This is a genomic window from Chryseobacterium arachidis (assembly GCF_900129245.1).
GTDB lineage: Bacteria > Bacteroidota > Bacteroidia > Flavobacteriales > Weeksellaceae > Chryseobacterium > Chryseobacterium arachidis.
On the sequence record NZ_FQUT01000004.1, the window covers coordinates 351,611 to 375,692 of the forward strand.

General features: G+C 31.2%; 26 protein-coding genes. 8 read left to right on the forward strand and 18 right to left on the reverse strand.

Annotation, left to right across the window (positions count from 1 at the left end; genetic code table 11):
• Positions 1-17: 17 nt before the first annotated feature.
• From BUA89_RS10120 to BUA89_RS10130, 3 genes are read right to left on the reverse strand one after another with little or no spacing between them, the layout of a single operon-like run.
• Positions 18-1,301, reverse strand: a complete 1,284-nt coding sequence (locus BUA89_RS10120) for a sensor histidine kinase (protein ID WP_072956669.1) — start codon at positions 1,299-1,301, stop codon at positions 18-20.
• Positions 1,302-1,328: 27 nt separating this feature from the next.
• The gene (locus tag BUA89_RS10125) at positions 1,329-1,691 is read right to left on the reverse strand and encodes a four helix bundle protein (RefSeq protein WP_072956672.1); all 363 of its coding nucleotides are present in this window, start codon (positions 1,689-1,691) and stop codon (positions 1,329-1,331) included.
• Positions 1,692-1,714: 23 nt separating this feature from the next.
• The gene (locus BUA89_RS10130) at positions 1,715-2,392 is read right to left on the reverse strand and encodes a response regulator transcription factor (protein ID WP_072956676.1); all 678 of its coding nucleotides are present in this window, start codon (positions 2,390-2,392) and stop codon (positions 1,715-1,717) included.
• A 337-nt stretch (positions 2,393-2,729) separates the two neighbouring features.
• Here BUA89_RS10130 and ppk1 point away from each other — a divergent pair, with 337 nt between their 5' ends.
• On the forward strand, positions 2,730-4,751 hold the full coding sequence (gene ppk1, locus BUA89_RS10135; protein WP_072956679.1) for a polyphosphate kinase 1: 2,022 nt from the start codon (positions 2,730-2,732) through the stop codon (positions 4,749-4,751).
• A gap of 3 nt (positions 4,752-4,754) precedes the next feature.
• Here the strand turns inward: ppk1 and BUA89_RS10140 are convergent, their stop codons facing one another.
• The 8 genes from BUA89_RS10140 to BUA89_RS10175 form a co-directional block, all read right to left on the reverse strand.
• Positions 4,755-5,486, reverse strand: a complete 732-nt coding sequence (locus tag BUA89_RS10140; protein WP_072956683.1) for a hypothetical protein — start codon at positions 5,484-5,486, stop codon at positions 4,755-4,757.
• A gap of 477 nt (positions 5,487-5,963) precedes the next feature.
• Entirely contained in the window at positions 5,964-6,098 is a 135-nt protein-coding gene (locus BUA89_RS23390) for a hypothetical protein (protein WP_262487539.1), read from the reverse strand.
• Positions 6,099-6,138: 40 nt separating this feature from the next.
• On the reverse strand, positions 6,139-6,669 hold the full coding sequence (locus BUA89_RS10150) for a hypothetical protein (RefSeq protein ID WP_072956691.1): 531 nt from the start codon (positions 6,667-6,669) through the stop codon (positions 6,139-6,141).
• A 7-nt stretch (positions 6,670-6,676) separates the two neighbouring features.
• Positions 6,677-7,114 (reverse strand): hypothetical protein, encoded by a 438-nt coding sequence (locus BUA89_RS10155; protein ID WP_143152312.1) that lies wholly within the window; start codon positions 7,112-7,114, stop codon positions 6,677-6,679.
• A gap of 142 nt (positions 7,115-7,256) precedes the next feature.
• Positions 7,257-7,493 (reverse strand): hypothetical protein, encoded by a 237-nt coding sequence (locus tag BUA89_RS10160; RefSeq protein WP_072956698.1) that lies wholly within the window; start codon positions 7,491-7,493, stop codon positions 7,257-7,259.
• A 4-nt stretch (positions 7,494-7,497) separates the two neighbouring features.
• Positions 7,498-7,872, reverse strand: a complete 375-nt coding sequence (locus BUA89_RS10165) for a hypothetical protein (protein ID WP_072956701.1) — start codon at positions 7,870-7,872, stop codon at positions 7,498-7,500.
• 49 nt (positions 7,873-7,921) lie between these two features.
• The gene (locus tag BUA89_RS10170; RefSeq protein ID WP_072956704.1) at positions 7,922-8,485 is read right to left on the reverse strand and encodes a hypothetical protein; all 564 of its coding nucleotides are present in this window, start codon (positions 8,483-8,485) and stop codon (positions 7,922-7,924) included.
• A gap of 94 nt (positions 8,486-8,579) precedes the next feature.
• Complete coding sequence (locus tag BUA89_RS10175) at positions 8,580-9,116, reverse strand: hypothetical protein (protein WP_072956707.1); 537 nt, start codon at positions 9,114-9,116, stop codon at positions 8,580-8,582.
• A gap of 396 nt (positions 9,117-9,512) precedes the next feature.
• On the opposite strand from BUA89_RS10175, the gene BUA89_RS10180 reads away from it, so the two are divergent.
• From BUA89_RS10180 to BUA89_RS10210, 7 genes are read left to right on the forward strand one after another with little or no spacing between them, the layout of a single operon-like run.
• Positions 9,513-9,989: a pentapeptide repeat-containing protein gene (locus tag BUA89_RS10180; RefSeq protein WP_072956711.1), complete on the forward strand. Its 477-nt coding sequence runs from the start codon at positions 9,513-9,515 to the stop codon at positions 9,987-9,989.
• Positions 9,990-10,018: 29 nt separating this feature from the next.
• Positions 10,019-10,342 carry a hypothetical protein gene (locus tag BUA89_RS10185; RefSeq protein ID WP_072956713.1) on the forward strand — a complete coding sequence of 108 codons (324 nt, stop codon included), beginning with the start codon at positions 10,019-10,021 and terminating at the stop codon, positions 10,340-10,342.
• Between the two features lie 44 nt (positions 10,343-10,386).
• A complete protein-coding gene (locus BUA89_RS10190) occupies positions 10,387-10,950 on the forward strand; it encodes a pentapeptide repeat-containing protein (RefSeq protein WP_072956717.1) in 564 nt (187 codons plus the stop codon).
• A gap of 12 nt (positions 10,951-10,962) precedes the next feature.
• Positions 10,963-11,559, forward strand: a complete 597-nt coding sequence (locus BUA89_RS10195) for a hypothetical protein (protein ID WP_072956720.1) — start codon at positions 10,963-10,965, stop codon at positions 11,557-11,559.
• 23 nt (positions 11,560-11,582) lie between these two features.
• Positions 11,583-12,206 (forward strand): hypothetical protein, encoded by a 624-nt coding sequence (locus tag BUA89_RS22735; protein ID WP_083531654.1) that lies wholly within the window; start codon positions 11,583-11,585, stop codon positions 12,204-12,206.
• 24 nt (positions 12,207-12,230) lie between these two features.
• Positions 12,231-12,683, forward strand: a complete 453-nt coding sequence (locus BUA89_RS10205) for a hypothetical protein (protein ID WP_072956724.1) — start codon at positions 12,231-12,233, stop codon at positions 12,681-12,683.
• 39 nt (positions 12,684-12,722) lie between these two features.
• A complete protein-coding gene (locus BUA89_RS10210; protein ID WP_072956727.1) occupies positions 12,723-13,124 on the forward strand; it encodes a hypothetical protein in 402 nt (133 codons plus the stop codon).
• A 29-nt stretch (positions 13,125-13,153) separates the two neighbouring features.
• Here the strand turns inward: BUA89_RS10210 and BUA89_RS10215 are convergent, their stop codons facing one another.
• From BUA89_RS10215 to BUA89_RS10245, 7 genes are all read right to left on the reverse strand, one after another.
• Positions 13,154-14,644 carry a leucine-rich repeat domain-containing protein gene (locus BUA89_RS10215; RefSeq protein WP_143152313.1) on the reverse strand — a complete coding sequence of 497 codons (1,491 nt, stop codon included), beginning with the start codon at positions 14,642-14,644 and terminating at the stop codon, positions 13,154-13,156.
• Positions 14,645-15,141: 497 nt separating this feature from the next.
• Entirely contained in the window at positions 15,142-17,079 is a 1,938-nt protein-coding gene (locus tag BUA89_RS10220; protein ID WP_072956733.1) for a leucine-rich repeat domain-containing protein, read from the reverse strand.
• Positions 17,080-17,140: 61 nt separating this feature from the next.
• Entirely contained in the window at positions 17,141-17,755 is a 615-nt protein-coding gene (locus tag BUA89_RS10225; RefSeq protein ID WP_072956737.1) for a hypothetical protein, read from the reverse strand.
• 79 nt (positions 17,756-17,834) lie between these two features.
• Positions 17,835-19,232, reverse strand: a complete 1,398-nt coding sequence (locus BUA89_RS10230) for a hypothetical protein (protein WP_072956740.1) — start codon at positions 19,230-19,232, stop codon at positions 17,835-17,837.
• A gap of 78 nt (positions 19,233-19,310) precedes the next feature.
• Positions 19,311-21,734, reverse strand: coding sequence for an ankyrin repeat domain-containing protein (locus BUA89_RS22740; RefSeq protein WP_083531655.1), 2,424 nt, complete (start codon positions 21,732-21,734; stop codon positions 19,311-19,313).
• Positions 21,735-22,360: 626 nt separating this feature from the next.
• Positions 22,361-22,660 carry a hypothetical protein gene (locus BUA89_RS10240; protein WP_072956744.1) on the reverse strand — a complete coding sequence of 100 codons (300 nt, stop codon included), beginning with the start codon at positions 22,658-22,660 and terminating at the stop codon, positions 22,361-22,363.
• Positions 22,661-22,931: 271 nt separating this feature from the next.
• Positions 22,932-23,828, reverse strand: coding sequence for a hypothetical protein (locus tag BUA89_RS10245; RefSeq protein ID WP_072956747.1), 897 nt, complete (start codon positions 23,826-23,828; stop codon positions 22,932-22,934).
• Positions 23,829-24,082: the final 254 nt, after the last annotated feature.

The window sequence follows — 24,082 nt, forward strand, 5'->3', positions numbered from 1 at the left end:
TAGAAGAAATTTAGAATTTACAGTTTTACCGAGAAAATATGATTATGATTTTCGAATCTGTAATCAATAGTCCAGTTCTGAGATTTGCAGATTTCTTTTACAATAGCGAGTCCAAGTCCACTTCCGTTATTGTCTTTCGAGAATCTGGAAAACCGTTTGAACAGCAAATCTGAGTTCAGTTTTTCTGTCCCCGAATTAGAAACTTCGAAAACAGAATTGTTTAATTTTATAGAAATCGAACCGTTAATCGGAGTATGGCGGATAGCGTTCAAAATCAAATTATTAATCAAAACTTCGGTTAATCCAATGTTTCCGTTCACTTTTATATCAGAAGAAATTTCGCTGTGAACGGAAATGTTTTTCTGATCAAAATGTTCCTGCAAAATCTCCATACTTTGATTGAGTAATTCGTCCAGATGTATTTTGGAATTATCAAACTGATTGTTTTCAATTTTTGCTAATAATAAAAGATTTTTATTGATTCTTGAACTTCTGGACAAAGCGCGGTTCATTTCTTCCGCAATATGATATTGTTTTTCCGTCAAATCTTCGTTTTGCAAAAGAATATCGAGTTTGTTTTTTAAAATCGCCAAAGGAGTCTGGAGTTCGTGGGAAGCATTTTCTGTAAACTCTTTCTGTGTTTTATACACGGAAACATTATGTTCTATCAGCTTGCTTAATGATTGATTCAGTTCATCAAATTCAGTGACATCGGTTTGCGGAAATTCAATTTTTGTCTGATTATTGAGGCTGAAAGTTTTCAGTTGATCCAAAGTCTCACGGAAAGGTTTCCAAACCGATTTTGAAAGTCTTCTGTTGAGAAATAGCAATCCGCCGACAATCAGAATGAAGAGAATAACCGTGGTTGCGGATATGAAAAAAATAGTTTCCTGAGATTCTTCGATATTGGTTTCGATATTGAAACGATATGGTTTTTTGTTGAGATAAATAATCTTCGACAAACACCTGAACCTGTCAATGTCATTAAAATCAAGAAAATCGTGTGGCTTTTCTACAATGAAAATACTGTCCTTAAAATGGTCGTTTTTATCTAAATTCCGGATGTTTGTGGTGGGTTGTACATCGTTCCACAACTTTATCGTTTCGTTCAGTTTTTCATCGGATAATTTTAAACTGTTGATTTGAGAGCTGGTTTTTTCGGCTACAATTTTGTTGTGCTCATCCAATTCGTGTTTCCAGATCGCATCCACCACAAAATAATACAGCGGAATGCTGATGACCAGAATAATCAGGACATAGATAATGAAGGGTTTTGTGGTTTTGTTTAAAAGCGGCTTCACAAAGAATTATAAGTTATGAATTATAAATTATGAGTTTTTCATTTTGGTTGTGATGATGGCACTACGAATTATTTTCAATATTTCTAAAGCATCATTATTGATGTTTTCATATTCTGTGGATGATAAGAATTCGGTTTCAAATAAAAGTTCGAGCCAATAAAGAGATTCATCACATTCCTTTTGAGCAATAGCAAGCTTATGAATGAAGTCTGCTTTGCTCTCTGCGTTCTGAGCTTCCCGAATTAATGCACCAATTGCGGTTCCGCTTCTCAATAATTGCTTACTTAATACAAATTCCTTTTTATCTGTTATAAGATATTTGTAAAGTTTTACGATTCTTATAGCAAAACTAAAACTCTTATCCTTCAAAACATTTTTCTTTTCACTCATAATTCATCATTTATAACTCATCACTAATTTGATTCCCATTTATAACCAGTTCCGTAAACAGTTTTCAGGTAAGGTTCGCAGCCTGCATCATTCAGTTTTTTCTTTAAGTTTTTCACGTGTGCATACACAAAATCGTGATTGTCCAGCATATCTGCAAAATCTCCCGAAAGATGCTCTGCCAAGGTACTTTTGGATATGACTTTGTTCTTGTTGCCGATAAAATAAATGAGTAAATCAAACTCTTTTTTTGTTAATGCAATGATTTCATTATTGACTGATACTGTTTTTGCCAAAAGGTCGATTTGTAATTCATTTTGATTGATAATATTAGAATTGTTAAACTGTTTTCTTCTGATTATGGAATAAATTCTCGCCATTAATTCCGACAAATGGAATGGTTTCGTCAAATAGTCATCCGCACCAAGTTGCAAGCCTTTTATTTTGTCATCCAACGCATTTTTTGCAGAAACGATGATAACGCCGTCCTGCTTATTTTGCTTTTTCAGCTCTTCCAGAATTTTCAACCCATTCCCGTCCGGCAGCATAATGTCAAGAATAATACAATCGTATTGGAAAGTTTCAATCTTGTACATCGCTTCATAGAAAGTGAAGGCAAATTCACAGAGGTAGTTCTCTTCAGAAAGGTATTCTGCAACACTTTTTGCCAATTCGGTTTCGTCTTCTATAATGAGGATTTTCATCAGTAATTTTTTTAATTAGATCTAAGTTTTTAACTCCGCTAATTTATATTTCGAATTTAGAAGAAATTTTGAACTTCTGCTAAACTTTTTTAATTTACTCAGTTTTATTTTTTAGCAATATCAAAAAACTCTATACTCCTTTTCTAAACCATTTTTTTATTTAAATTATCTGATTTTAAAATCTTTGTAATTTTCATACGATATTCCTGAAGATCATTTAATTTTTGAGTTAACCTGAAATTAAGATAAAGTTCAACTTCAATCGATTATTTCCATGTATCTTTAAGTTTTGATAATTACCTGATATAAGTAGGTGTTTCATTTTAAATTCTGCAACATGGTAAAAAACAGCAAAAAAGAATCTCAAGCTGCTTTTCCGGCTGAGCTTTCATGGTTATCTTTCAATAATTCTGTATTGGAAGAAGCTGCAGACACGAGTAACCCTCTTTATGAAAGAATAAAATTCCTTGCGATACATTCTTCAAATCTTGATGAGTTTTACAGGGTAAAAGTTAATAATCTTTTGATCCGTTCGGGATCTGATAAAAAACTGCTGAAACAGATTAACCGAGAGATTGCGCATCAGCAGGAACAGTTCGGAAAAATATGGAATAAAAAAATTCTTAAGGAACTGGCAGAAAACAGAATTATTTATTATGAAAATCAAGCCATGGAAAATGTCCATCTTGATGAAATAGAAAGTTATTTTAAGAGTAAAATACTGTCGTATATTCAATTGGTATATTTATCAAAAGAGCCCTCTCAGGAATATTTTTTAAAGAACCGGCAGCTTTACTTTTTAGTGAAATTAAAAGAAGGAAACACCGAAAAATACTGTTATGTAAATATTCCTTCTGACAAGCTGAGCAGATATGTATTGCTGAGCAAGGTTGATGATAAAGATTTTATTATTTCGCTGGATACGATCGTTAAAAAATGTCTTCACTATATTTTTATAGGGCAGGAAATTTTAGGCGTGTATGCTATTAAAATTAATAGGGATGAGAATTATTTAATTGAGGATGAGACGTCGGGAAATCTGGTTTTTAAAATCAAAAAGAAAATTGAAGAGCGAAAATCCGGGGTTTCCACAAGATTTTTGTATGATCTGCATATGCCTTCTGAAATGTTGGAAATATGCAGGAAAGCTTTTAGACTTAAAGATGATGAAATTGTAAAAGGAGGCACTCATCATAACTTTTTTGACCTTTTCAAGTTTCCCAATCCCCAATTTCCTGCTTTACAAAACAAGCCTTACCCTGCTATCCGTTACCTGCCGTTTGAAAATAAGAAATCAATTTTTGAAAATCTGACGGAAGCCAATCATTTGCTTTCGTTTCCCTATCATTCTTATCATTATGTTCTTCAGCTTTTTAATGAAGCTGCTGTCAATAATGATGTAACGGATATTAAAGTTACTCTGTACAGAATATCATCACAATCACTGATTGCGAATGCTCTGATAAGTGCGGCTAAAAATGGTAAAAAAGTAACCGTTTTTGTTGAAGTAAAAGCCCGTTTTGATGAAAGTAACAATCTTTTCTGGGCACAGGAAATGAAAAATGCTGGCATTACGATAATTTACAGTATGCCCAACCTCAAGGTACATGCAAAAACTGCTCTTTTTACTTTAAAACCGAAAAATAAGAAAGCCTATTCTTACGCGTATATTTCAACGGGAAATTTCAATGAGAGTACGGCGGGAGTGTATTCTGATTTTGGCTTTTTTACTTCAGACCGACAATATACCGATGATCTGAAACAGGTATTTAAGTTTCTAAAGACTAAAAAGAGTGAACAAACCATTAGTCATCTATGGGTTTCCGGATTTAATCTCAAAGAAAAAATTTTAGAACAGATCGATACTGAAATTCAAAATAAAAAAAATGGAAAAGAAGCTGCAATATTCATTAAAGCCAATGGTCTGGATGAAAAATCAGTCATTAAAAAACTGTCGGAAGCCAGTAATGCAGGAGTTCCCATTACGTTAATAATAAGAGGAATATGCACTCTTCTACCCGGAATTCCCAATTTTTCTGAAAATATTAAAATATACAGAATTGTCGATATGTTTCTGGAGCATTCCAGGATTTATAAATTTCATAATGACGGAGATGAAAAAACATATCTGTCATCGGCGGATATGCTAAGCCGAAACCTCAACCGCCGGATTGAAATTGCATTTCCGATATCAGACAGAGAATTAAAAGAACAATTGAATACGATCATAGATTATCAGCTTAGAGACAACAGTAAAAAAAGAACTCTTAACAGTAAGGGTGTGGCTGTTATTGAAGAAAATGACGATGCTGCAGTTTATAGAGCACAGGCTGATATTTATGAGTTTTTAAAGACTTAGGGATTATTCAGTTGAATTAGTAATAAAAGATGTTATATGATGGGTCTTAAAAAACTCATTCCGAAATTCCGTGTATTCCTGTAACTGTTTTTCATTTAAGACAGTTGTCGTTTCTTTATTTTCTATGACAGACAGAGCCCAAAAAAGTTCTTTTCCTATAAATTGTTCTATATTCTTATTGTTTCCAGATGCAGGCAGTGCATTAAGACGACCTATGAGCATATATTCCAGATCATTATATACATGTGGTTTTTTGAAAAAATTTTTAACCAAATCGGATATAAATTCATAATATTTCCCTCTTAAAAATATACTTTTATCACCCTCATCATTGTTAAAAACATAAGTATCTTCATCAATTCCTCCTATGATAAATGATATGATCCCATTTTCTTGTTTATACTTTTTATACCACTCCATAAAAAGATCACTGGTCATATTTTTTATTAAATGATTACTTGTCCATCTGTTTTCGATGATGCATATTGCCCAATAAAATGGCATTTCGCCTGTTATAATATACACATCATCATAATCTTCCAATGTGTTCAACAGATTTAGAAAATCACTGCGAAAATCATTATCGGGCAATGGTTCTTCAAAAAAATCTGTAATTATGGCGCATACCAATTCATTATACTTTTCTTTAAGAAATGTACATTCATTACCAAATTCGTCTTTATAGATGTATATACTTTCCATTTTATTATTTTCTTTGGCGCGAGCCGTTTCCATTGATGTTTTATAAAAATAAAAACTTTTTGAGAGAGTATTTAGAAAAAAGCCATACGAGAAGGATTTGTGTGGCGACGGGTAAGTTTTTAATAGAAATTTTGCCTTTTTATTATTTCAAATTTTTCAAATATTCAAAATTTTCCAAGTCTTCGGTATATCCCTCGTTTAATAAATCATCTTTTATACTTTTTAAAAGCTTGTTTCATTCACTGATAAAGTAATCAAAATCAACTTCAATATTTAAATCTAATTTTCTGATTTCTTCATTTGTTAAAAATATATCATTATCTTTTATGTTAGCTACAAAAAACTGAGGATTAATTGTAATTGTCTTATTTTCAACTGTGAAATTCCAATATACTGTAAATGTACTGGATCAAAAACCGATTTTAAATAGAGAGTTATTATTACTCAGCTCTTCTTGCATATCTATAATATCATTATAAATATTACTCATATCTCCCCTTTTATCCAGTTCTATCTGATAACCCAATGAATAAATATGTCCGATTTATACTCAGGATAAATTGACCAGATTGCTTCATTAACAGATGTATCTTCCACATCTTTTGCTCCTAATTCTCTTGCTTTATTAAACTCTATTTTAAACATAATTTTTCTTCCATCTTTTAATTTTTATCAAATAAACGGATTACCAAGTTCTACTATCAATTTCAAAAGAATTTTTTAAAATATGCTCTTTTATTTTTTCTAAACTGTCTTCCATTCTTATATAAATTTTAGAATCTATACTGATATTCCCTATAACATATTCATAATCTATAAATTCAGATATTTTAGATATCAGCTTTTTGTGCCTGTCATCTTCAAATAGAGTGTCTTTATGAGCATAGGAGACTACAAAACCTGACAGATATTTATCATTCCATGTTAAGTAATTAATTCCCAAATCATATTGAAAATCCTGATGTCTGTATGTTAGCAATCCCAACCCTTTCCATGAGCAAACCAAATCTACTACCTCTTCATCCGTCATTGATGTATCGAGCCAAATTGGTTCTTTTTCTTCCTCATTTCGATCATCATTAAAAACCATGACTTCAGAATCACTTTTTTCAAGCAAAACATTGATGGATTTTAAATTTTCATTAAAGTTCAGTATAAAGGATTTTGGATCTTTCTTTTCTTTTAATAGGATTAATGTTTCGTAAAAAATGCTCATTTTTCTTTTACTTTATTTGATCTACTATATTCTTAGGGAGATAATCTGTTGGGGATTCAAATTTTCCGGTCCAGGTTTCGTCCGGCAAATACGTTTCTATTTCAATATCACAGAATGCACTGATGTATTCTTTTCGGTCAAAATCAATAAAAAACAGTATTTCGGAGTATTCTTCTGAAAAATTCTCAATAATACTTTTTACTTCCGGAATAGAAATCTGATCTTCTAAAATAGCCGTTAAAAAAGGCTCAAGCTGATCATCGGTTACGTTTAAAGCCCCATTTCTAAAATCCTGACGGGAAACATCCTGTAATATTGAGGGGCTGTATTTTTCATAATTTAAAATCCACCAGGCAATCGGCATTAAATAAAAGTGATAATTATTCTTATATTTTATGCAGCCTACTATATAATTTTCTCGTAATCTTTGTTCTATACTCTTCATGTTATTAAACTTATGATTGTTTAGCTTTCTTCAAATGTCGCAAACAATTTTTGAAAAGTCATTTTTTATCTTTGGTTGAACCAATCCTTCACTTTTTGCCAGAAAGAAGTGTTGTTTCGAGCCGACGCATTTTATAGAGATATCATCTCCATGAAATCATTTCATAATTAGAAAAGTTTATTTTCATATCTTCTATTCTGTCTTCAAGAGTTTTAATACCCTCTTTTAGATATTTTTCTTTTTCAGATTCACTTAGAATATAGATGACATCGAATCCCGGGTTTGGTTTAGGAATAGGAACAGATAATTCAATCATATTATTTCCTTCATAAACATAATATGCCCAATCTTTTTTCTCTAATAATTTTTTTTCACTCATAATTTTAATTTATTAATGAATCTAATAAGTTAAATTTGTTGACATATTCTTCAAACTTTTCCGGGCTTGTGGCCATAATTGATTTAATTAAATCTCCATTTTGGTCATATTCATTTAATAATATTGAATTCGTTGAGTCCCAAATGCAGAGCTTTTCACTTTGTAAATTTCCACTTGGATAATATTCATTAACCCAGCCCATTATTTCTACATATCTGTATTCTTTTTCATACGATATCTTCCCATCAAGAAAATAATCTAATACGGCATATCCTGTGAATAATTGTCCTTTATAACCTAGTTTTTCTTCTGATGTATTAGACATATACTCTAAATCATCAAAATTTATCCTTATCTTTTGTGGTTGTTTGAATGGCATTTTTTTATTTAATAATCTTTATAATATAACTCAGCAGATAAGAAAATATCTATTCGCTAAACTTATACGCATATTTTTGATGGATATTTCCTGACAGAACATCTTCTATCACATCAATTTCATGATAATCTTCCTGATAATAATTTGTTGTTTGTGTGGCAGCAATTACTTTAATACGTTTATTGATTTCAGCAAATACTTTTTTCAATTCTTTTTCATGTGCCAATTCAAAAATATTTTCCCTTACGTAAAAAATAACAGCTTCTATATTTTTGTAATCAAATGATAGAAAAGCAACCAATAAAGTATATCCTAATGCATGTTTATCCTGATTATATCCCCAATGCATGTCATAACTGTAAGATCCTCCTGTAGGATGTTCTTTAAATTCTTCTAAAGTTTTTAAGGCATCTTCTAAAGTTTCTACCATTATCGATTTCGCATCATCAGTATCACTATCTGGACTAGGATCTGTGTCTTCAAAGTAAAAATGAGTATAATCATAAGCAAGTGTGAAATTATTTTCCAGCATAATTTCATCTACGATATTTACAATCTCTTTCGTAAGAGTTTTTTCTATTACTAAAATAGTATCTGTTGAATGACTTCCCATAATTGTTTAAATTAAATCATTAACTGAATATTTCTATTCATAAAATATCATTGAGGATTATTTCAAAATAAATGTCTTTATAATTCATCTCAAATTATCTTAAATACTTCAGAATTTCCTCTATTTCCTCCATTTCCAATTCGTAAGAACTGATATTTATTCTTTCATAAAGATTTTTACAGGCATTTGAAAATTCTTTCATAAAGATATTCCTATTCAGATAAAAAATATCTTTATTGCCTATTTTTATGCCTACAAGTTCTTTTTCTTTCGTTACAAAAACCTCAACAGGCTGATCTGGAAAATAAAATTTCACAGATTTTTTATTATCAATAGTAATCTCATAAATAGCATGAATAAAATAGGAACATAATTGATCTATCAAATCCCAATATCTAAATCCGATGAGCTCTTTTCCAAAATATGTGATACGCACGGCTCCTTCTATATAAAAATCGTCATCCGATAAATACTTCATTAATTCACTTTCAGTCAATTCATTAAAGCGAAGGAAATAAGATTTCCAGTTCTGTGAAATATTTTTTAAATCATCAATGACAATATCTCTCTTTTTTAAGAAAAATTCTACATGAATTTCTTTATTTTGTATACAATTGGTGGATTCTCCCATCTTAAAATCTTAATTTCTGTGGTTAAGTTTTAGATTACTGGTTTATTTTTTTCAATTATAATTAAAATATACAAATCTATAGCCTTCTATCATTCAAAATATAATTTTTCCATAAAAATAATCTACAAATTAAAGTTAATATCTTTACGCAAACGGATGTTATGTGTACGCTCAAGCGGAATCAGAAACACAAAGATGACCCAGTTGTGCATTTTATTTACTTCCGTCACTTTGAATAAGGAGTAAGAAATTTGTAATTTTAAAGATAGATGATCTTCTCGATACATTTTTTCTCCACTTTGTTGCGAAAAAACACTCGAAGTGACGAATTTATGTCAAAATTTTTCAAAGTGTACAACGAGTGATAATAATATGAATGGAAAATTTTAAAACAAGATGGAAAACAGATTTAATTTGTTTAGCGAAATAAAGGAGAAAAATAATTACACTTCCGATGATTTGCCTAATTTTAATGAAATAGAAATTAAAGATTTAATTATTAACGATATTAATCTGGATAACCTGATTTCTGTAAAATCTAAATACATCAATATTGAATTTAATACTCTATCACTTTATTCATCATATTTTGTTCAGACATTGTTTGAAGAATGCATCTTTCAGAATGTTGATTTTACAAAATCAAACTTAAACAACACCTCATTGAAATCCTGTTCCTTTATATCCTGTTCTTTTGCAAGTGCTGAAATAATGGGAGCAGAAATTACAAATTGTAATTTTAAGAACTGTAATTTTACCGATATCATTTTTAGTGATAATACTATAAATGACACTCAGTTTGAGATCACAGACAAATCTTTTTCCGCAATAGGTGATAATGTAGAGAAAAATGTAGTTTGGTTATTTAGCTAAATAAAGTAATCACCACAAATTAATAATCCATGGAAACCGCAAAAAATATGATTTCAAATGAAATCGAAAGGCTCAATGAACTGATTAAGAAAAGCGAAAACAAAGACGAAAACATCAGGCTGAAAAATGAATTGCTTGAAGTTCTGTTTTTAATCAACTTATCTAAAACCTATCATCTTTCTCAAAGTCAGATAGAACATATTTTTAAAATTCCTGAAACCAATACAGGTTATTCTGAATTCCGGATTATCAATGACTGCGAATCGGACGATCCATTACGCTGGGCAGAAGTGATAATTGATAATGAAAATGTACGCCTGAATGAAAATGATATTATTATTAAGTTTAAATAATTGATAAAGTGTTTTTTACCTGAAAAGATCGTAAAATCATCAACATGGAAAATATAAAAGCGAAGATACAGTTGCATAAAAAATGGCTTGATCGCACAGGAGGGCAACAATTGGATATCCAAAATGAAGAATTCAGTCATATCGCATTCGAAGATGAAGATTTGAATACATCTGTATTTGATCATATAAAATTTACCTCAAGTACTTTTAATAATGTTAATTTAGGAGGCAGCTCGTTCTTTAACTGTATTTTTTCTTCAGTACATTTTGAAAATTCTTTTTTACGGAAATGTGAGTTCCATCAATGTAAATTTATCAATTGTACTTTTTCAGAAGATGAAATCACAAAAGCCGAGTTTTATGATGTTTCCATAGAGTTTTGTACCTTCAGTACAATCCAATTAGGATGGAGTTATTTTGGAGATTGTCTTATATCCGACACAACTTTTGATACAACAGAATTAGACCGTTTAACCTTTATTGACAGTAAGTTTAATGCAGTTACTTTTAAAAATGTAAAATTCAATGTTGATTATCCTTTGAAAATCAATCATCATGAAAATATTACCGATATTGATCAGTTGAACGTTTCAATTAAAAATTTATAAAAACCAAATAACATGAATTTAGCCATCTACGATTTTACCCCTTTTGCCAATGAACTCCCTAAGTTTAATTTAAAGCTATTATTAAATATCGAAGATCTGAATAACGCTATTTTTGACGAAGTTTTTAATATCCTCAAACCCCATCAGCAGGAACAGTATCTAATTTTTAAAGAATCTGAAGAGGCTAAAAGTTATCGGGAATATAGAAGTACTCAACTTCCTTATATAGATTTCAATAATTTACCTGAAATCTTGGATGATGGGTTATTGCAAAAAATTATAGTGTATAAAAAAAATAATGAATTAAGAAGGGTTGTGTATGATTTGTTATCAGAAGAACAAAAAGTCCAGATAAAACAGTATGAAATACAAAACCCTGAATTAAAAATCACAGAAGAAATAAAAGAAGCAGAAGAAACTCATGAAAGAAAACGTTATCCCCATAAGTTTAACGGTAATATGGGAGAACCTGCCAATGCGGACGAATTTGTATTAATGTTCGGAGTAAATCCTTTTACGCATGAACCTGAAACTATTAAAAGTTTCTATGAAAAATACGCTATTAATCCTAACGATGGAACAATTTCACCAAAAGAAAAGAAGGAATAACGGCATCTTTAAACACATTAAACATGATTAAAAAATTTGAAATCAGCAGGCAAAAATTATTTGACGGAGCTGAAGAAAAATGTCTTGAAGAGATTTTCGAAATCAGACATCAAAAGATCAGATTAACTGATTTTTACAACAATCCGTTAAGAGATCTGAAAAAGGAAATAGATGAGGAAAGTTTTAATACAATTGTTAAAGGAAGTAAATTCAGCCTAACCAACAGTTTTATTGAAAAGTATACCTCTGAAGATGGATTGGAAGTTAATTACCTCAAAAACAACAACTTTATCAACCTCTTTTCTTATGGCGAATATCAGGCAGGAAGGTATTTGTTATTTTTAGAAAATATCTGGCTTTATTCGGTAAAGAAAAAAATGGATAAAGAAAAGTTTATTTCCAAAATTCAATCGAACAAATCCTGTCATTACATTTATCAGGAAAATGAACGGAATAAAAATACCGGCTTAATAAAGGTTTGGCTATACAATGGGAAGATTATTTTAACATGGGAAGAATGTCCACCAGGATTAATATATGATGAATCTACCTATACAAAGGATGAATTGCACAACTTTAACAGTTTTGAAGAGCTTGAAGCTTTTTTTAATGATCATAATATCCTTTACGAAAATTTCAGTTCTTAATAAATATTCAAACAGAAATATCACATGCAGATATATATTAACAACCTTGAAATCAGTTCCAACGATATATTTTATGACGAACATTTTTACCGAAAATACATCGAAGGAAAAGAAATACATCCTGTCGAAATAAGCATTGAATTACAAGATTTCAATGAAAAAATGAAACCTCAATATCAGGAACTATTGCGTGAACTGATAGAAGATGACGAAAAAATGGGCGAAAATTATGCTTTAGAATTATTCGAAACCCTTGCAGAATATCCCTCTTATGAAGATATTTTAAATACCACCAGAATAGATATGAAAGAAAAAATGAATTTTCTGGATACTTTTTTTCTCTCACAAATTTTTAAGGAATTTCTGTGGCACGGACATTCTATCAGCGGTATCAGCTGGGTTATAAAAGAGGTTTTCTATTTTAATAAAATCGGTGATACTATTGTGATGAAAGGGAATACTCAGAAAATAAATTAATTACAGCCATTAAAAGAAGACATACTAAACACAGAAAACATGAATAAAATTAAGATAAGTGTAGCTATTGAGCAGACAGAAGCAATCCTAATATTTACAATAAGTTTATATAATTTCTCCGAAAAAACCATAACCTCGAGTATCTCTGATGATTCGGGAGGTTTTACAAGAAGAACAGTTAATTTGTATGATGAGAATCAAAATAAAGTCGCAAGAGGAGTCAATTATCTGTCACCCATTAAATACACGGAAAATTTAATTACCCTTGAAGTCGGAGGATCTGCCCAATTTGTTATAAAAGCAAAACTTGAAGAAATCAGCAACAGCTTATTTCTCGATTTCAAAGGGGTAAACTTCAATGTCGTTAAAAATAAAACCTATTATTTTCAAATAGAATATCTTGATTCAGCATCCGAAATGATACCTTTTCATATTAACTAAAGATTTGTAATACATCTAAACTTATCTTTTTAAATCCCAAATTCGTCCCTCTCCCAAATCCATAAATTAATCGTTGGTAATCCACAATAAATCATAATTTCCGGACGATCTAATTGTGCTTCAAAATTTTGTTTTTTATAATTCCATACCAATAAATTAACTTCTTTTAAATTTGGTAAAGAGTTTAGTACCCGCACATCTGTTACTTCGGTCTGGTATAAATCAAGACGTTCAAGCTTTTTTAACGGTTCTAAAGCTGAAATCTCGTTTAAACCAAAGCTTTCCATTAAGTTTAACCATTTCAAATTGGGAAATTTTGAGATTTCTTTTAAATTAATATCACCCCGAACGCATGATAAATCTAATCTTTTCAGGGAAGGCAAGGTTTCAAACGAAGAAAAATCTTTAATTCCGCTATTATCCAAATCCAGCACTTTTAGCTTTTTCAAGTTTTCCAATTGCAGTTTCTTCACTCTCTTAAGACTCAGAAATTCTAAATTCGGAAATCGACTCAATCCTTTAATCTTACAACCAGAAGCATCAAAACTCAACCTTTTCAGAGATTTTATTTTTGGAAGTGTGCTAAAATCACATTTCCCGTCACTGCTTATCTTCAGAGATTTTAAGCGTTTCAAATGTTCAAATCCTTGGTATCTAACATTTGATTCACTATCAATGTCTAAAAATTCTAACCTTTTTAAATTTCCTATATCGATAACCTTCTTTGCTTTTTCTATCCTTATTTTTAATTTTTTTAATTTTTTAAGAGTAAGAATGGATTCTGCAGTCTGTAACGAAACATCAAAACCTATTTTTAAAGATTCCAGTGCCGTAAATTTTTCAATAGGATAGTTTGCAGGTTTATCATGAGATTCATAAAAATCCAGCTCTTTCAGCTGTTTTTTTAGTGGAAGCAATTTTGAAAAATTTCGGATATCTATACTCTCTTCTTCAACACAGTTTAATTTAAAGCTTGTCAAGTTAGGAAAATGATTCAAATAACTATGTTTTTTAATCGCTGAATCACTAATCTCTACGCTCTTGATTTGTTTTGCAATGGGTAAAAATGCATCCACATAAAACTTAGATTTCTCAAATGTAAGACTATGTAACCTTTCAAATTTTTCCAGATTATCAATTGTTTTTCCTTTAAAATTGGTAAAATGTATATGAGTAATATAATTTTTGAGTACCAATAAGTTTTTTAAATCCATCGGCTTTTTACCTTTCTTGAAAAAGTAAAAATCACAGGTAATTTTTTTATTAAAAGGATTTTCCAGTTCCCTTGTATCTTCAACTATAGAATCATTATCGAAGCCAATTTCTTCAAGTTTCTTAAACTCCGAAATTCCTTCAAAGCTTCCTATACGGCATTTTGTAAAATCAATATCCTTTACCGATTTTTTAAAAGGTATAAAAGAAATATCCTCAAACTGTGAGCAGGAAATGTCAATCCGGCGAATTGATTTCTCTTTTATTTTTCTTGGATGATGGGTAAAGGTTATTTCATCCAGCATCAATTTAGACAGACCTGCGATATTACCCAGTTCTTGGATATTATCGATATGACAGTTTTGAATTTTAAAGTATTTATTCCCCTTTTTAGGTCCTGATGCCTGCAAACCGTTCAGACATTCTGCATCAAAGTTCATATTGGAAAAACGAATTTCGTAAGGAAAGTCTTTTATAATATTACAGTCGTTGTTTGTAAACTTCACATTATCCAGATAAAAATAATTGCAATCATCCAACTTCAATAATTCGGAAAAATTGGAAATGGTAGAATCGATGAGATCCAGAGTTAGTACATTCCTGATCAAGGGCAAGATGATAGAAAAATCGTCAGTTGTTAAATTTTTGAGTTTTATTCTCGCTCTTGCATAATCTTTCGAGGGTTCCTCTCCTAAAATTTCTTTTAATCTTTTATAGGCTTCTGATGTTTTATCTGCTTGATAATCTTCTTTTATTATACTCATTGTTTAACTTCTGAATGGTTACTATATTTTTTGCAAGGTTTTTAAATCCCAAATTCGTCCTTTTCCCAAATCCATAAATTCACACTTGGTAATCCACAAAAAATTCCTATTTCAGGACGATCCAATTGTGATTCAAGATTTAATTCGTAATTCTCTACTGCTAAGTTGACTTCCTTCAAATTTGGTAACGTATTCAACACCCGAACATCCGTAACTTTCGTCTGGTATAAATCAAGACGCTCTAATTTTTTTAACGGTTCTAAAGCTGAAATATCATTTATCTCATAGCTTTCCAATAATGTTAACCATTTCAAATTGGGAAATTTTGATATTCCTGTTAAATCAATATTATTTTGAATGCATGATAAATCTAATTTTTCAAGCGATGGTAAAGTTTCAATGGAAGACAAATCTTTAGTATTACTATTTCGCAAATCCAAAACTTTCAGCTTTTTCAGAGTTTTTAATTGCAACTTCTGTATGTGTTCAAGCTTCAGAAATTCTAGATTAGGAAACTGGCTCAACCCTTTCACGGCACAATCTTCATGGCTGTAAAAACTCAATCTTTTTAGAGATTTCATTTTTGGAAGCTTATTGATATTACATTTCCTGTCACTGCTTATCTCAAGAGATTTTAAACGTTTCAGGTGTTCAAATCCCATACAACGGAAATCTGATCCACTGTGAATGCGTAAAAACTCCAAGTTTTTTAGATTTCTTATATCGATAATTTCCTTTGTTTTTCCTATCCATAGCTCTAGTCTTTTCAACTTTTTTAAGGTAAGAATAGATTCAACAGTCTGTAACGAAATTTTCCAACCAATTTTTAAAGATTCCAGTGCTGTAAACTTTTCGATGGGATAATTTGCCGATTTATCCCGAGATTCATGAAACTCCAGCTCTTTCAGCTGTTTTTTTAGTGGCAATAGTTTTAAAAAATCTCGAGAATCGACCATATCATCCTGAGTACAGGAAAAATCAAAATTTGTTAAATTAGAAAAATGGGTAAAATAAATATGCTTTTTGATGGCAGAATTTCTAATATCTATTTTTTCTATTTGTTTAGCAATGGGTAAAAAAGCATCCACGTAAAACTTAGATTTTTCAAATGACAGTTTATTTACCTTTTCAAATTTTCCAAGACTATCAATCGTTTTTTCTTTAAAATTGGTAAAATTGAATTGATGAATATAATTTTTAAGTCCCAATACATTTTTTAAGCTGAATGGTTTTTCCGCCTGAACAAAATGACAGATTATTTCTGTATTAAAAGGATTTTCCAGTTCCTTTGTGTCTTCAACTATCGTATTGGTATCGATCTCAATTTTTTCAAGCTTTTTAAACTTCGAAATTCCTTCAAAGCTTCCTATCTTACAATTTTCAAAATCAATATCCTCTACCGATTTTTTAAAAGGTATAAAAGAAATGTCTTCAAACTCAGTGTTGAAAATATGTATCATCCGGATCGATTGCTCTTTTATTTTTCCGGGATGATGGGTAAAGGTTATTTTGTCGATATGTAATGAGTACAGACCTTTTATATTGCTTAGTTCCTGAATATTATCAACATGACAGTTGTTAATGAAAAGATGTTTGAATCCTTTACTGGATGATGGTAAATGAAGACCACTCAGCCATTTGGCATCAAAGCTCATATTAGACAATCGGATTTGATATGGGAAGGCTCTTATTGTAGTGCTGTCACTGTTTCCAAACGTCACATTATCCAGATAAAAAACGGAACAATACTCTAACTTTAACAATTCTGCGAAGCTTGAAATGCTACAGTTCGTAAGATTTACTTTTATTACTTTGCCGAGATAGGGCAGAAATTTGGAAAAATCATCAATCGTTACATCTTTGAGGTATAATGTACTCTCTTTGTAATCTTCTCCAGGGTTTAATCTTAGAATCTCTTCTATTTTTTTCGTTTCTTCGTCAGTTACTGGTGGTAAATTTATTGGATAATCTTCTTTCATTATTGGTTTTGTTAAATATTAATTTTGGTTTTACAGAATAAATTATGGTTTTTTTCCGAATTTATTCAAAAACTTCAAGCGGTTTCAGAGTAATCTGATCCAGATCTACCTCATTTATTTTTTCAAATAAGAAGCTAAACTTCTGTTCGGGTCTGATAAATACATTTACCTTATGAAATCCTGTTTCTAACATTATTTCAGGAGATTTTTCAAACAATCTTGCCTCTTCTTGGATACGAAATCTTATGCGGTCTTCAACAATGGAATCTAATGTTATTGTTTTTTCAATTCCTCTCATAGCAAGGATTTTTTGCTGAAATTCAAGCATTTCAATATCTCTTTCGTTTACCGTTTCACTTTTGCCCCATTCGCTGCACACTCGTGTAAAATTACCGTAAGGAACCAAAAGTATTTGATCGCCTTCTTCCACATGCAGATAGTTGTAAGTTGCGATATGTTGCCATTTGTCTAAATCAATTTGTGATTGATGAGAGAAAAAATTCAGATGATTAACCGTTCCCTGAGTTGTCATTATATAGACAATTCCTTTCAGAATTAGTTCCGAAAAACTTTCAGGATAATCGTAATTAAACTGTTTTTCGCTGTAATACTGCTTGCATTTTGTTATATTGGCGATCAGCAATACACCTTCGGTATTGAATGTTTTTATGGTCATCTTCTGTAACTTTAAATTAGTTTTTGGTATTGGTGAAATTTCTGAGGTATTTCAAAGAAAATAGTCGCATTTTGCCTGTTTAAGTGCATTGGAAAAATTGTCTCACCAATCGTGTCTTAGGTGAAAAATAAAGATAGTAACTTCCGAACAGTACACCTTCATACAATTCAGCAATAAACTCCATTGTATCTCCATTTTCGTCCTTCAATTCCTGTACATTATAATCGGTTACATAATCTCTTTCCAAAAACGGGTCCTCATACATCATCATATCGTAAGCATCATCATCTGCCTGAACTTCTTCTTCTGTTTTCTCACGCATATAGTCTGTTTGATCCCAAAAAGGTTCCGTACCAATACTTATTAATAATGAATCATACCCTTTTTTAGAATCAGAAGCGGTAAAATAATAAGATTTTTCCGGAATTTCGCCAAAATATGTATCTATGTGATCTTCGCACATGTTAATAAAATCAGGAGTAAAATCGCCCGGTAATTTATCATCAAAACACAAAACTTCATATTTATTATCATCGGTTAATCTGAAATCTACCCAGGTATTGAAAACGGGTACAATTACAAAATGAAATACGAGATCAGCATACTTTTTATTAACGATGGAGCCCGGGAAACTGTACTTAGGCAATAGAATTTTCTTATCAAAATAAAACGGATCAGTAAAGACTTTTGCAGGATCCGACATTTCCTCTAAAACTTCTGTTTCTGACTTTTGATTTTCAATTTTATTAAAATAAATTTCACGACTTCTTCTTTTCGGAAATTGTGAAAACTGCCGAACAAGTTTTGTTTCTCTTGAATAAAAAATATAATGCGACCCCGGAAAATGTGATGCATGCAGACGACAGATAAATTCCAGGGTATTTCCGTTCTCATCTTTGAAAACAGGCAGATCATAGTCGGTCGTATAATAGAAATCTTCATATCCAAATTCACCAGCTTCTTCAAGCTCATTGAAGACTTCTTTTTCTTCTTCCGTAGTCGGGCGTAAGTATGTATCGAAATGCCATTTAACTTTGCCTGTCACTAGCCGGATGTCTTCTTTTTCATATCCAAAGACACTTCCATCGTCTTCACTGTAAGTTGATGATTCGCCTATTTGTTCCAAATGTTCCTGCATAGCTTCGACACATTCAGTTATAAATTCTGGTGTGAATTCAGAAACGGGTTTGCCATTCAAGCCAAGGAATTCATATTTGTTTCCATCTATTAGACGGAAATCGGCATATTCAAAAATCGTTGGAAATGCCATAAAATGAAAGGTTAAGGCTTCCAGCTCAGGTTCTGCAAGAACTCCGGGAACGGAAAATTCCGGAATAAGAATTTTCTGTTCTGTGTATTTTTTATCTTTTTCGACTAAGGTTTCCGTTGGATAACTCGTCACTATTTTATCGGGAAAGTTTTGTGAAGCTCCTGGCGAACCACTTTTTTTGTAATTGGTTATTAGTCTTTGTTTCACTGTATTTTTAGTAATTTTTTTTAAAATATGATGATTACGGAATATATTATTTCGTATTGATTTTTTTTAAAATTTGAATTAATTCAATGCCGATTGGACTTCGGCAATGCGCTGCCCCACTTTCCCGATCATAGTCTTGAAATTAACTTTTGTAACATATTCGTAGAGTTCGTTAAGTTTGAACAAACGTCTTGGAGCACAATCCATTTCCCACAAATCGAGCAGCGCTTTTTGTTCCCATTTTGTGATCTTTTTGCGTTTTTTAAGATTAAAATCCAGAAAATAATCAATCGGATTACGTTCTACAGACCAAGTTAATGAATGTCCAAGATCATACAGGATACGCATCTTTTTTATCTGGCACTCAATTCTGTCCTGATAATTTTTACTAAGCGGTTCATAGAGTCTGTACAATATCGTATTCATTTCATGATTTCCACCCAATTTCAGAAAAGCGTCGAACATTTCTGAGGAGCCATACTCCGCAATTTCTACTATCGACGGATATCCGTGTCTGTTCGGCATATTGATATCAAATCCTATCTCAACCAGTTTTTCAACAACTTCTATTGTTGCAGTTAGTTCAAATGCATTTTTATAGCGATAGAATGTATAAAGAGAATTTTTGTCAGCCCCATACTCAAGTAACAAATCAATGATTGCAGCTCCATTTCTTTTTGACTGCAAAACGTAATGCAAAGGCGTTCTCTCTTCATCCTTATCTTTTAAATTAGGATCAGCTCCGTTTTCCAGCAGATATTGAACAAACCAAAGCATTCCGCTACGACAAGCACAATGCAAGACAGACAATCCTTCCGGCGAAATGGCATTTATATCTGAGCCGGCCTCAACAAGGCTTCTTACCATTTCATCACCAAACTCATTCGTTGCACGGATCGTAAATTCCTGGATGAGCAGTTTATCATAATTTGCTTTATTCGGATCTGCTCCAAAATCGAGCAAAAGCTTCAATATTTCGAGGTGAACAGCTTCAGAACGCCAACTTCTTCCAATGCTTTCAATGGCATAATTTCCGTAATTATCTTTCAATGTATCAGGATGAACTCCGGTTTCTAAAATTTTGGCAATTTTTACAACATCCTTGTTTTCAATAGCTTCAAATACTTCCTCGCTATAATCCTGATTTTTATTTTCATTGATTTTAGCCTGTCTTGTCGCTTGCTCGATTCCTTCTTCGAGATTGTAAGCCGTATCAAAATTTTTATAAATAAGCTCAAAGCCTTCGTCTAATTTCTTGAACGCAAAAGCTTCTGCCCGATTGTTTTCTTCTTTGTAATATCCCGGGCTGATCCCTCCTATCACTTTTCCTTTTGCTTCTGTGCCAATTTCTCCTTCTTTAGCAATCCAACCTCCGCCATCGCTTACATAAAAAAGGAAATATTGAGAAGTTGTTTTATTTTCCAGATACCAAAGTGGAGAAACGTTGAATTCCGGAACTTTAACCCAATTTCCAACCTCGATTGTTTCAAGCATTTCGGGTTCATTTACCGTGATTGTTATTGTTGCCTGCTGTAACTGCTCTCGCATTTCTTCATTAATTTCCTCAAATTCTTTAAATGCTTTTTCTTCCCAAAGGTCTTTTCGGAAAGTCAGATCAAAATCAGAAACGATGTGTGATTTGATGTAATGTCTTGCCGTAGAAATATGATTTTGATCAAAATAAAATACAGAAACCGCATCTTTCCATATAGATGGCGTTTTAGAATTCTCTATGAGCGAGAAAATAATATTGAGTGAATCTGTATGCGTTCGTGGGAAGTCGACATCATGTTGTCGTGTTCTATACATCCTCACTGTAAGTGTATCTTCCGTTTTGTCAAGTACTTTTACAGCACGGAACGAACCTAAAGCATTATAAAAATGGGTATCCAATTCCGGCTTTTGAGCCATACGAACAATTTGTAGCTCAACAGGACGTTCGACGTAACCCGTTTGATATTTCTTCAAAGCAATAACAATTCTTTTCGGAAGGTTGATTTTACCGTTGTTGAACAAATCATAAAGTGTTAATCCATCACGATTTGGTAAATTCGGATCTGCACCATTTTCAATCAGAAATTCGAGGTTTTCGAGCGAAACATAATATCGGCTCGCCGCATGCTGCAACAAAGTATAGCCTGATTCTGGATGCAGTTGATTCAGATTTATTCCTGCATTAATCATCGGTCGAAGAAAACTGTCGACCCCTTTTTGCGGACTTGCAATTTCAAAAATAATGGGTTCTCGATTTACAAACGTAGACGATGGCGTGTCGGGATTTGCTCCATATTCAAGCAATAATCTAAAGTTTGTGTATTCGTTTCGGCTGTATGCCAATGAAAGAACAGGAACGTTAAACTGCGGTTCTACATAGTTTGCGTCTGCACCTGCCACTAAAAGTGCTTCAAGAAGTTCTATCTTATTGAAAGCATCGAAAATATTCTTTCCGTCTGCTTCTAAATTATGTTTTTCGAGAATAGATTTTGCGTATTCGAAAGTCATTTTTTCCGTTATAATTTAGGTTTGTTTTTTTTATTTGTGTTTGTAAAATTCGATTAGTTAAGCGAAGATGTTATTGGATACTGTGGCAAACCCTTTTTTCTAAAATTGGTAATTTTATTGTTTTCATTATGTTTTTGAAGTTTATTCAATGATATTGAATATCTCTCTGTTATTAGTTATATGTGTTTTGTAAATTTTCTATAAACCTTTACATTTTTCAGCAATATAGCAAGTTTAATTGAAATGTATGGTAATTTTTTCTGTGTTTATTATGATTATTCAACAACTTTTTTTAGGACACAACGGATATTTTTTTTATATCTATGCAGTATCTTTTCTATTACGAGAATAGTATTTGTTGTATGGGAACTCATAATTTTTTTAATTAAGTTATTAAATTGAATGCTCTATTCGTACAGATATAATCGGCGATCTATTTCAAAAGAAATATCTGTGTAATTTTAATCCTGCCAATTCTAAAGTTTCGTCCTACAAAAGATGTTCTACCTTTTCTCATTTAAAGTTTTAACCCTCTGTTTTTCAGCCAAATCCCGCATCAACTTATCAACTTCGATGGATTTTTTTGATCATAAATATTTTATTTGTTATTGATAATCGTTGTAGAATTAAATATTTTTTGAATAATGCTCCATACCGTCTTCATCATCTGCCGGTTCAAGATAACGTTTTATGTTTATTGGCTTTTTAAGAGTTTTAAAAGAGAGATCGTCAAGCCCTTCCGGAAATTCGAATTTACTTTTCTTACCTACATCACTGCTAAAAAGATATGATTTTACAATCTTTAAATTCCCTTCTATTCTTGTTACAAATAAACAGTCACCATAAGTTAAAATTCTCTTTGGATTACGTAATGAAAGATAAGCTATATAGACTTCCCCATATTTTTCATTCACTTTTATTTTCATTTAAATTTTTAAGCATATAAATAATGTCATTGTAAGTAACACTTATATCCCATCTTCTGGTTAAATAAATAAAGTAATTTCCAAAAGTCATGGTAACATGCTTATCGTCATCATCTCCAAGGTATATAGAATAGATTGCCTCACTTACTGTCGTATCTTCTGCGTCTATTTTTCCTAATTTTTTTTGTAGCTGTAAATTCTATTTTAAACATAAGCTATTAAAAAAAAATTCTTTTGCTATCAATTGAAAGTCACTGGATGTTTTATAATTTTACTCTTTTAAAAATGTTAAAAACTGCTTGACAGATTTTTTATCTTTATTTTTCTCAATAAAATCTTTTATTAAATCTGTATTTTCGTAACCGGCTTTATATGCAAGATATAATGTATCTTCCTGAATAAATTCATCTTTAAAAGTCAATAGGAATTCATAAAAATTTAAATCTTCTTCATAATATTCACTATACTTGAATACCGACAATATTTTATACAGAACATAAGCATAAGAATCTCCTACCCTTTCATATTCTTTATTTTTTATATATAATATCAACCTATCCCAAAACCTGAAAATATCAATATCATCCATTATCTTAATGACATTAATTATCGTATCACTATCATTACTTTCAAGCCCTTTCAATAAAATATCATCCTTTACATATTGAAAATATTTTTTATCAATCATAGCGAGACCATCAAATAGGTATTTTTCTTCAATCCCTAGAATGTAATTTCTATCATGTAATTGTAATTCTTCTGCTTTTGGATTTAGCATTGATATCAAATGTGCTGAAAAATCTCTACACATATATTCTTTATCAAAAAGCAACATATAAGATAACTTTAATAATTCCTGTTTGTATGGGTAAGTCAGATTTTTAAACTTATCTTCTTCATATAAATATCTTATTATCTGAGTTTTTACTTCCCAATCATTTCCCACATATAAAAAACAAACTCCTAATAGCGGCGTGAGATTAAAACACTGCTTTTTAAATATATAATTCAATAGACTCTCGCTATCATAGCCTTTATGATAATTTGTAATAGTAAGTATTTTTTTAAATAAATACTTTAGTTCTTCATCGATGATTGGTTGATGTATATTGATCGTATTTTTATCTTCATATTTTTGCCTAATCTTAACTTCATTGTTTACATTCAAATTAAGATTAAGATCCAGTAATACATTACTTTTTTCCTTTTCAATATCGATACTAAGTTCATCAACAATACAACCTACAATTTGTAACTGATCTGAGTTGAGAATAATCTTTGTCCCTCGTAAATCGCAAAAGAAAAATGAATGTTTCTCATGTAATTCTATTATTTGATTACTAATTTTTTTGCCTAATATTTACTTCATAATCTTACTTAAATTTCATTTGCATGACCATTCACTTTTCCCCAACTTTTAAA

Excerpts from the sequence above, each read along its gene's own strand:
- BUA89_RS10240 (WP_072956744.1), bottom strand. The coding sequence starts at position 22,660 with ATGAAAATAAAAGTGAATGAAAAATATGGGGAAGTCTATATAGCTTAT.
- BUA89_RS10210 (WP_072956727.1), top strand. The coding sequence starts at position 12,723 with ATGAATAAAATTAAGATAAGTGTAGCTATTGAGCAGACAGAAGCAATC.
- BUA89_RS10180 (WP_072956711.1), top strand. The coding sequence starts at position 9,513 with ATGGAAAACAGATTTAATTTGTTTAGCGAAATAAAGGAGAAAAATAAT.
- ppk1 (WP_072956679.1), top strand. The coding sequence starts at position 2,730 with ATGGTAAAAAACAGCAAAAAAGAATCTCAAGCTGCTTTTCCGGCTGAG.
- BUA89_RS10190 (WP_072956717.1), top strand. The coding sequence starts at position 10,387 with ATGGAAAATATAAAAGCGAAGATACAGTTGCATAAAAAATGGCTTGAT.
- BUA89_RS10130 (WP_072956676.1), bottom strand. The coding sequence starts at position 2,392 with ATGAAAATCCTCATTATAGAAGACGAAACCGAATTGGCAAAAAGTGTT.
- BUA89_RS10195 (WP_072956720.1), top strand. The coding sequence starts at position 10,963 with ATGAATTTAGCCATCTACGATTTTACCCCTTTTGCCAATGAACTCCCT.
- BUA89_RS10155 (WP_143152312.1), bottom strand. The coding sequence starts at position 7,114 with ATGAAGAGTATAGAACAAAGATTACGAGAAAATTATATAGTAGGCTGC.
- BUA89_RS10205 (WP_072956724.1), top strand. The coding sequence starts at position 12,231 with ATGCAGATATATATTAACAACCTTGAAATCAGTTCCAACGATATATTT.
- BUA89_RS10170 (WP_072956704.1), bottom strand. The coding sequence starts at position 8,485 with ATGGGAAGTCATTCAACAGATACTATTTTAGTAATAGAAAAAACTCTT.
- BUA89_RS10185 (WP_072956713.1), top strand. The coding sequence starts at position 10,019 with ATGGAAACCGCAAAAAATATGATTTCAAATGAAATCGAAAGGCTCAAT.
- BUA89_RS10150 (WP_072956691.1), bottom strand. The coding sequence starts at position 6,669 with ATGAGCATTTTTTACGAAACATTAATCCTATTAAAAGAAAAGAAAGAT.
- BUA89_RS10220 (WP_072956733.1), bottom strand. The coding sequence starts at position 17,079 with ATGAAAGAAGATTATCCAATAAATTTACCACCAGTAACTGACGAAGAA.
- BUA89_RS23390 (WP_262487539.1), bottom strand. The coding sequence starts at position 6,098 with ATGTTTAAAATAGAGTTTAATAAAGCAAGAGAATTAGGAGCAAAAGAT.
- BUA89_RS22735 (WP_083531654.1), top strand. The coding sequence starts at position 11,583 with ATGATTAAAAAATTTGAAATCAGCAGGCAAAAATTATTTGACGGAGCT.
- BUA89_RS10225 (WP_072956737.1), bottom strand. The coding sequence starts at position 17,755 with ATGACCATAAAAACATTCAATACCGAAGGTGTATTGCTGATCGCCAAT.
- BUA89_RS10175 (WP_072956707.1), bottom strand. The coding sequence starts at position 9,116 with ATGGGAGAATCCACCAATTGTATACAAAATAAAGAAATTCATGTAGAA.
- BUA89_RS10160 (WP_072956698.1), bottom strand. The coding sequence starts at position 7,493 with ATGAGTGAAAAAAAATTATTAGAGAAAAAAGATTGGGCATATTATGTT.
- BUA89_RS10140 (WP_072956683.1), bottom strand. The coding sequence starts at position 5,486 with ATGGAAACGGCTCGCGCCAAAGAAAATAATAAAATGGAAAGTATATAC.
- BUA89_RS10125 (WP_072956672.1), bottom strand. The coding sequence starts at position 1,691 with ATGAGTGAAAAGAAAAATGTTTTGAAGGATAAGAGTTTTAGTTTTGCT.
- BUA89_RS22740 (WP_083531655.1), bottom strand. The coding sequence starts at position 21,734 with ATGACTTTCGAATACGCAAAATCTATTCTCGAAAAACATAATTTAGAA.
- BUA89_RS10165 (WP_072956701.1), bottom strand. The coding sequence starts at position 7,872 with ATGCCATTCAAACAACCACAAAAGATAAGGATAAATTTTGATGATTTA.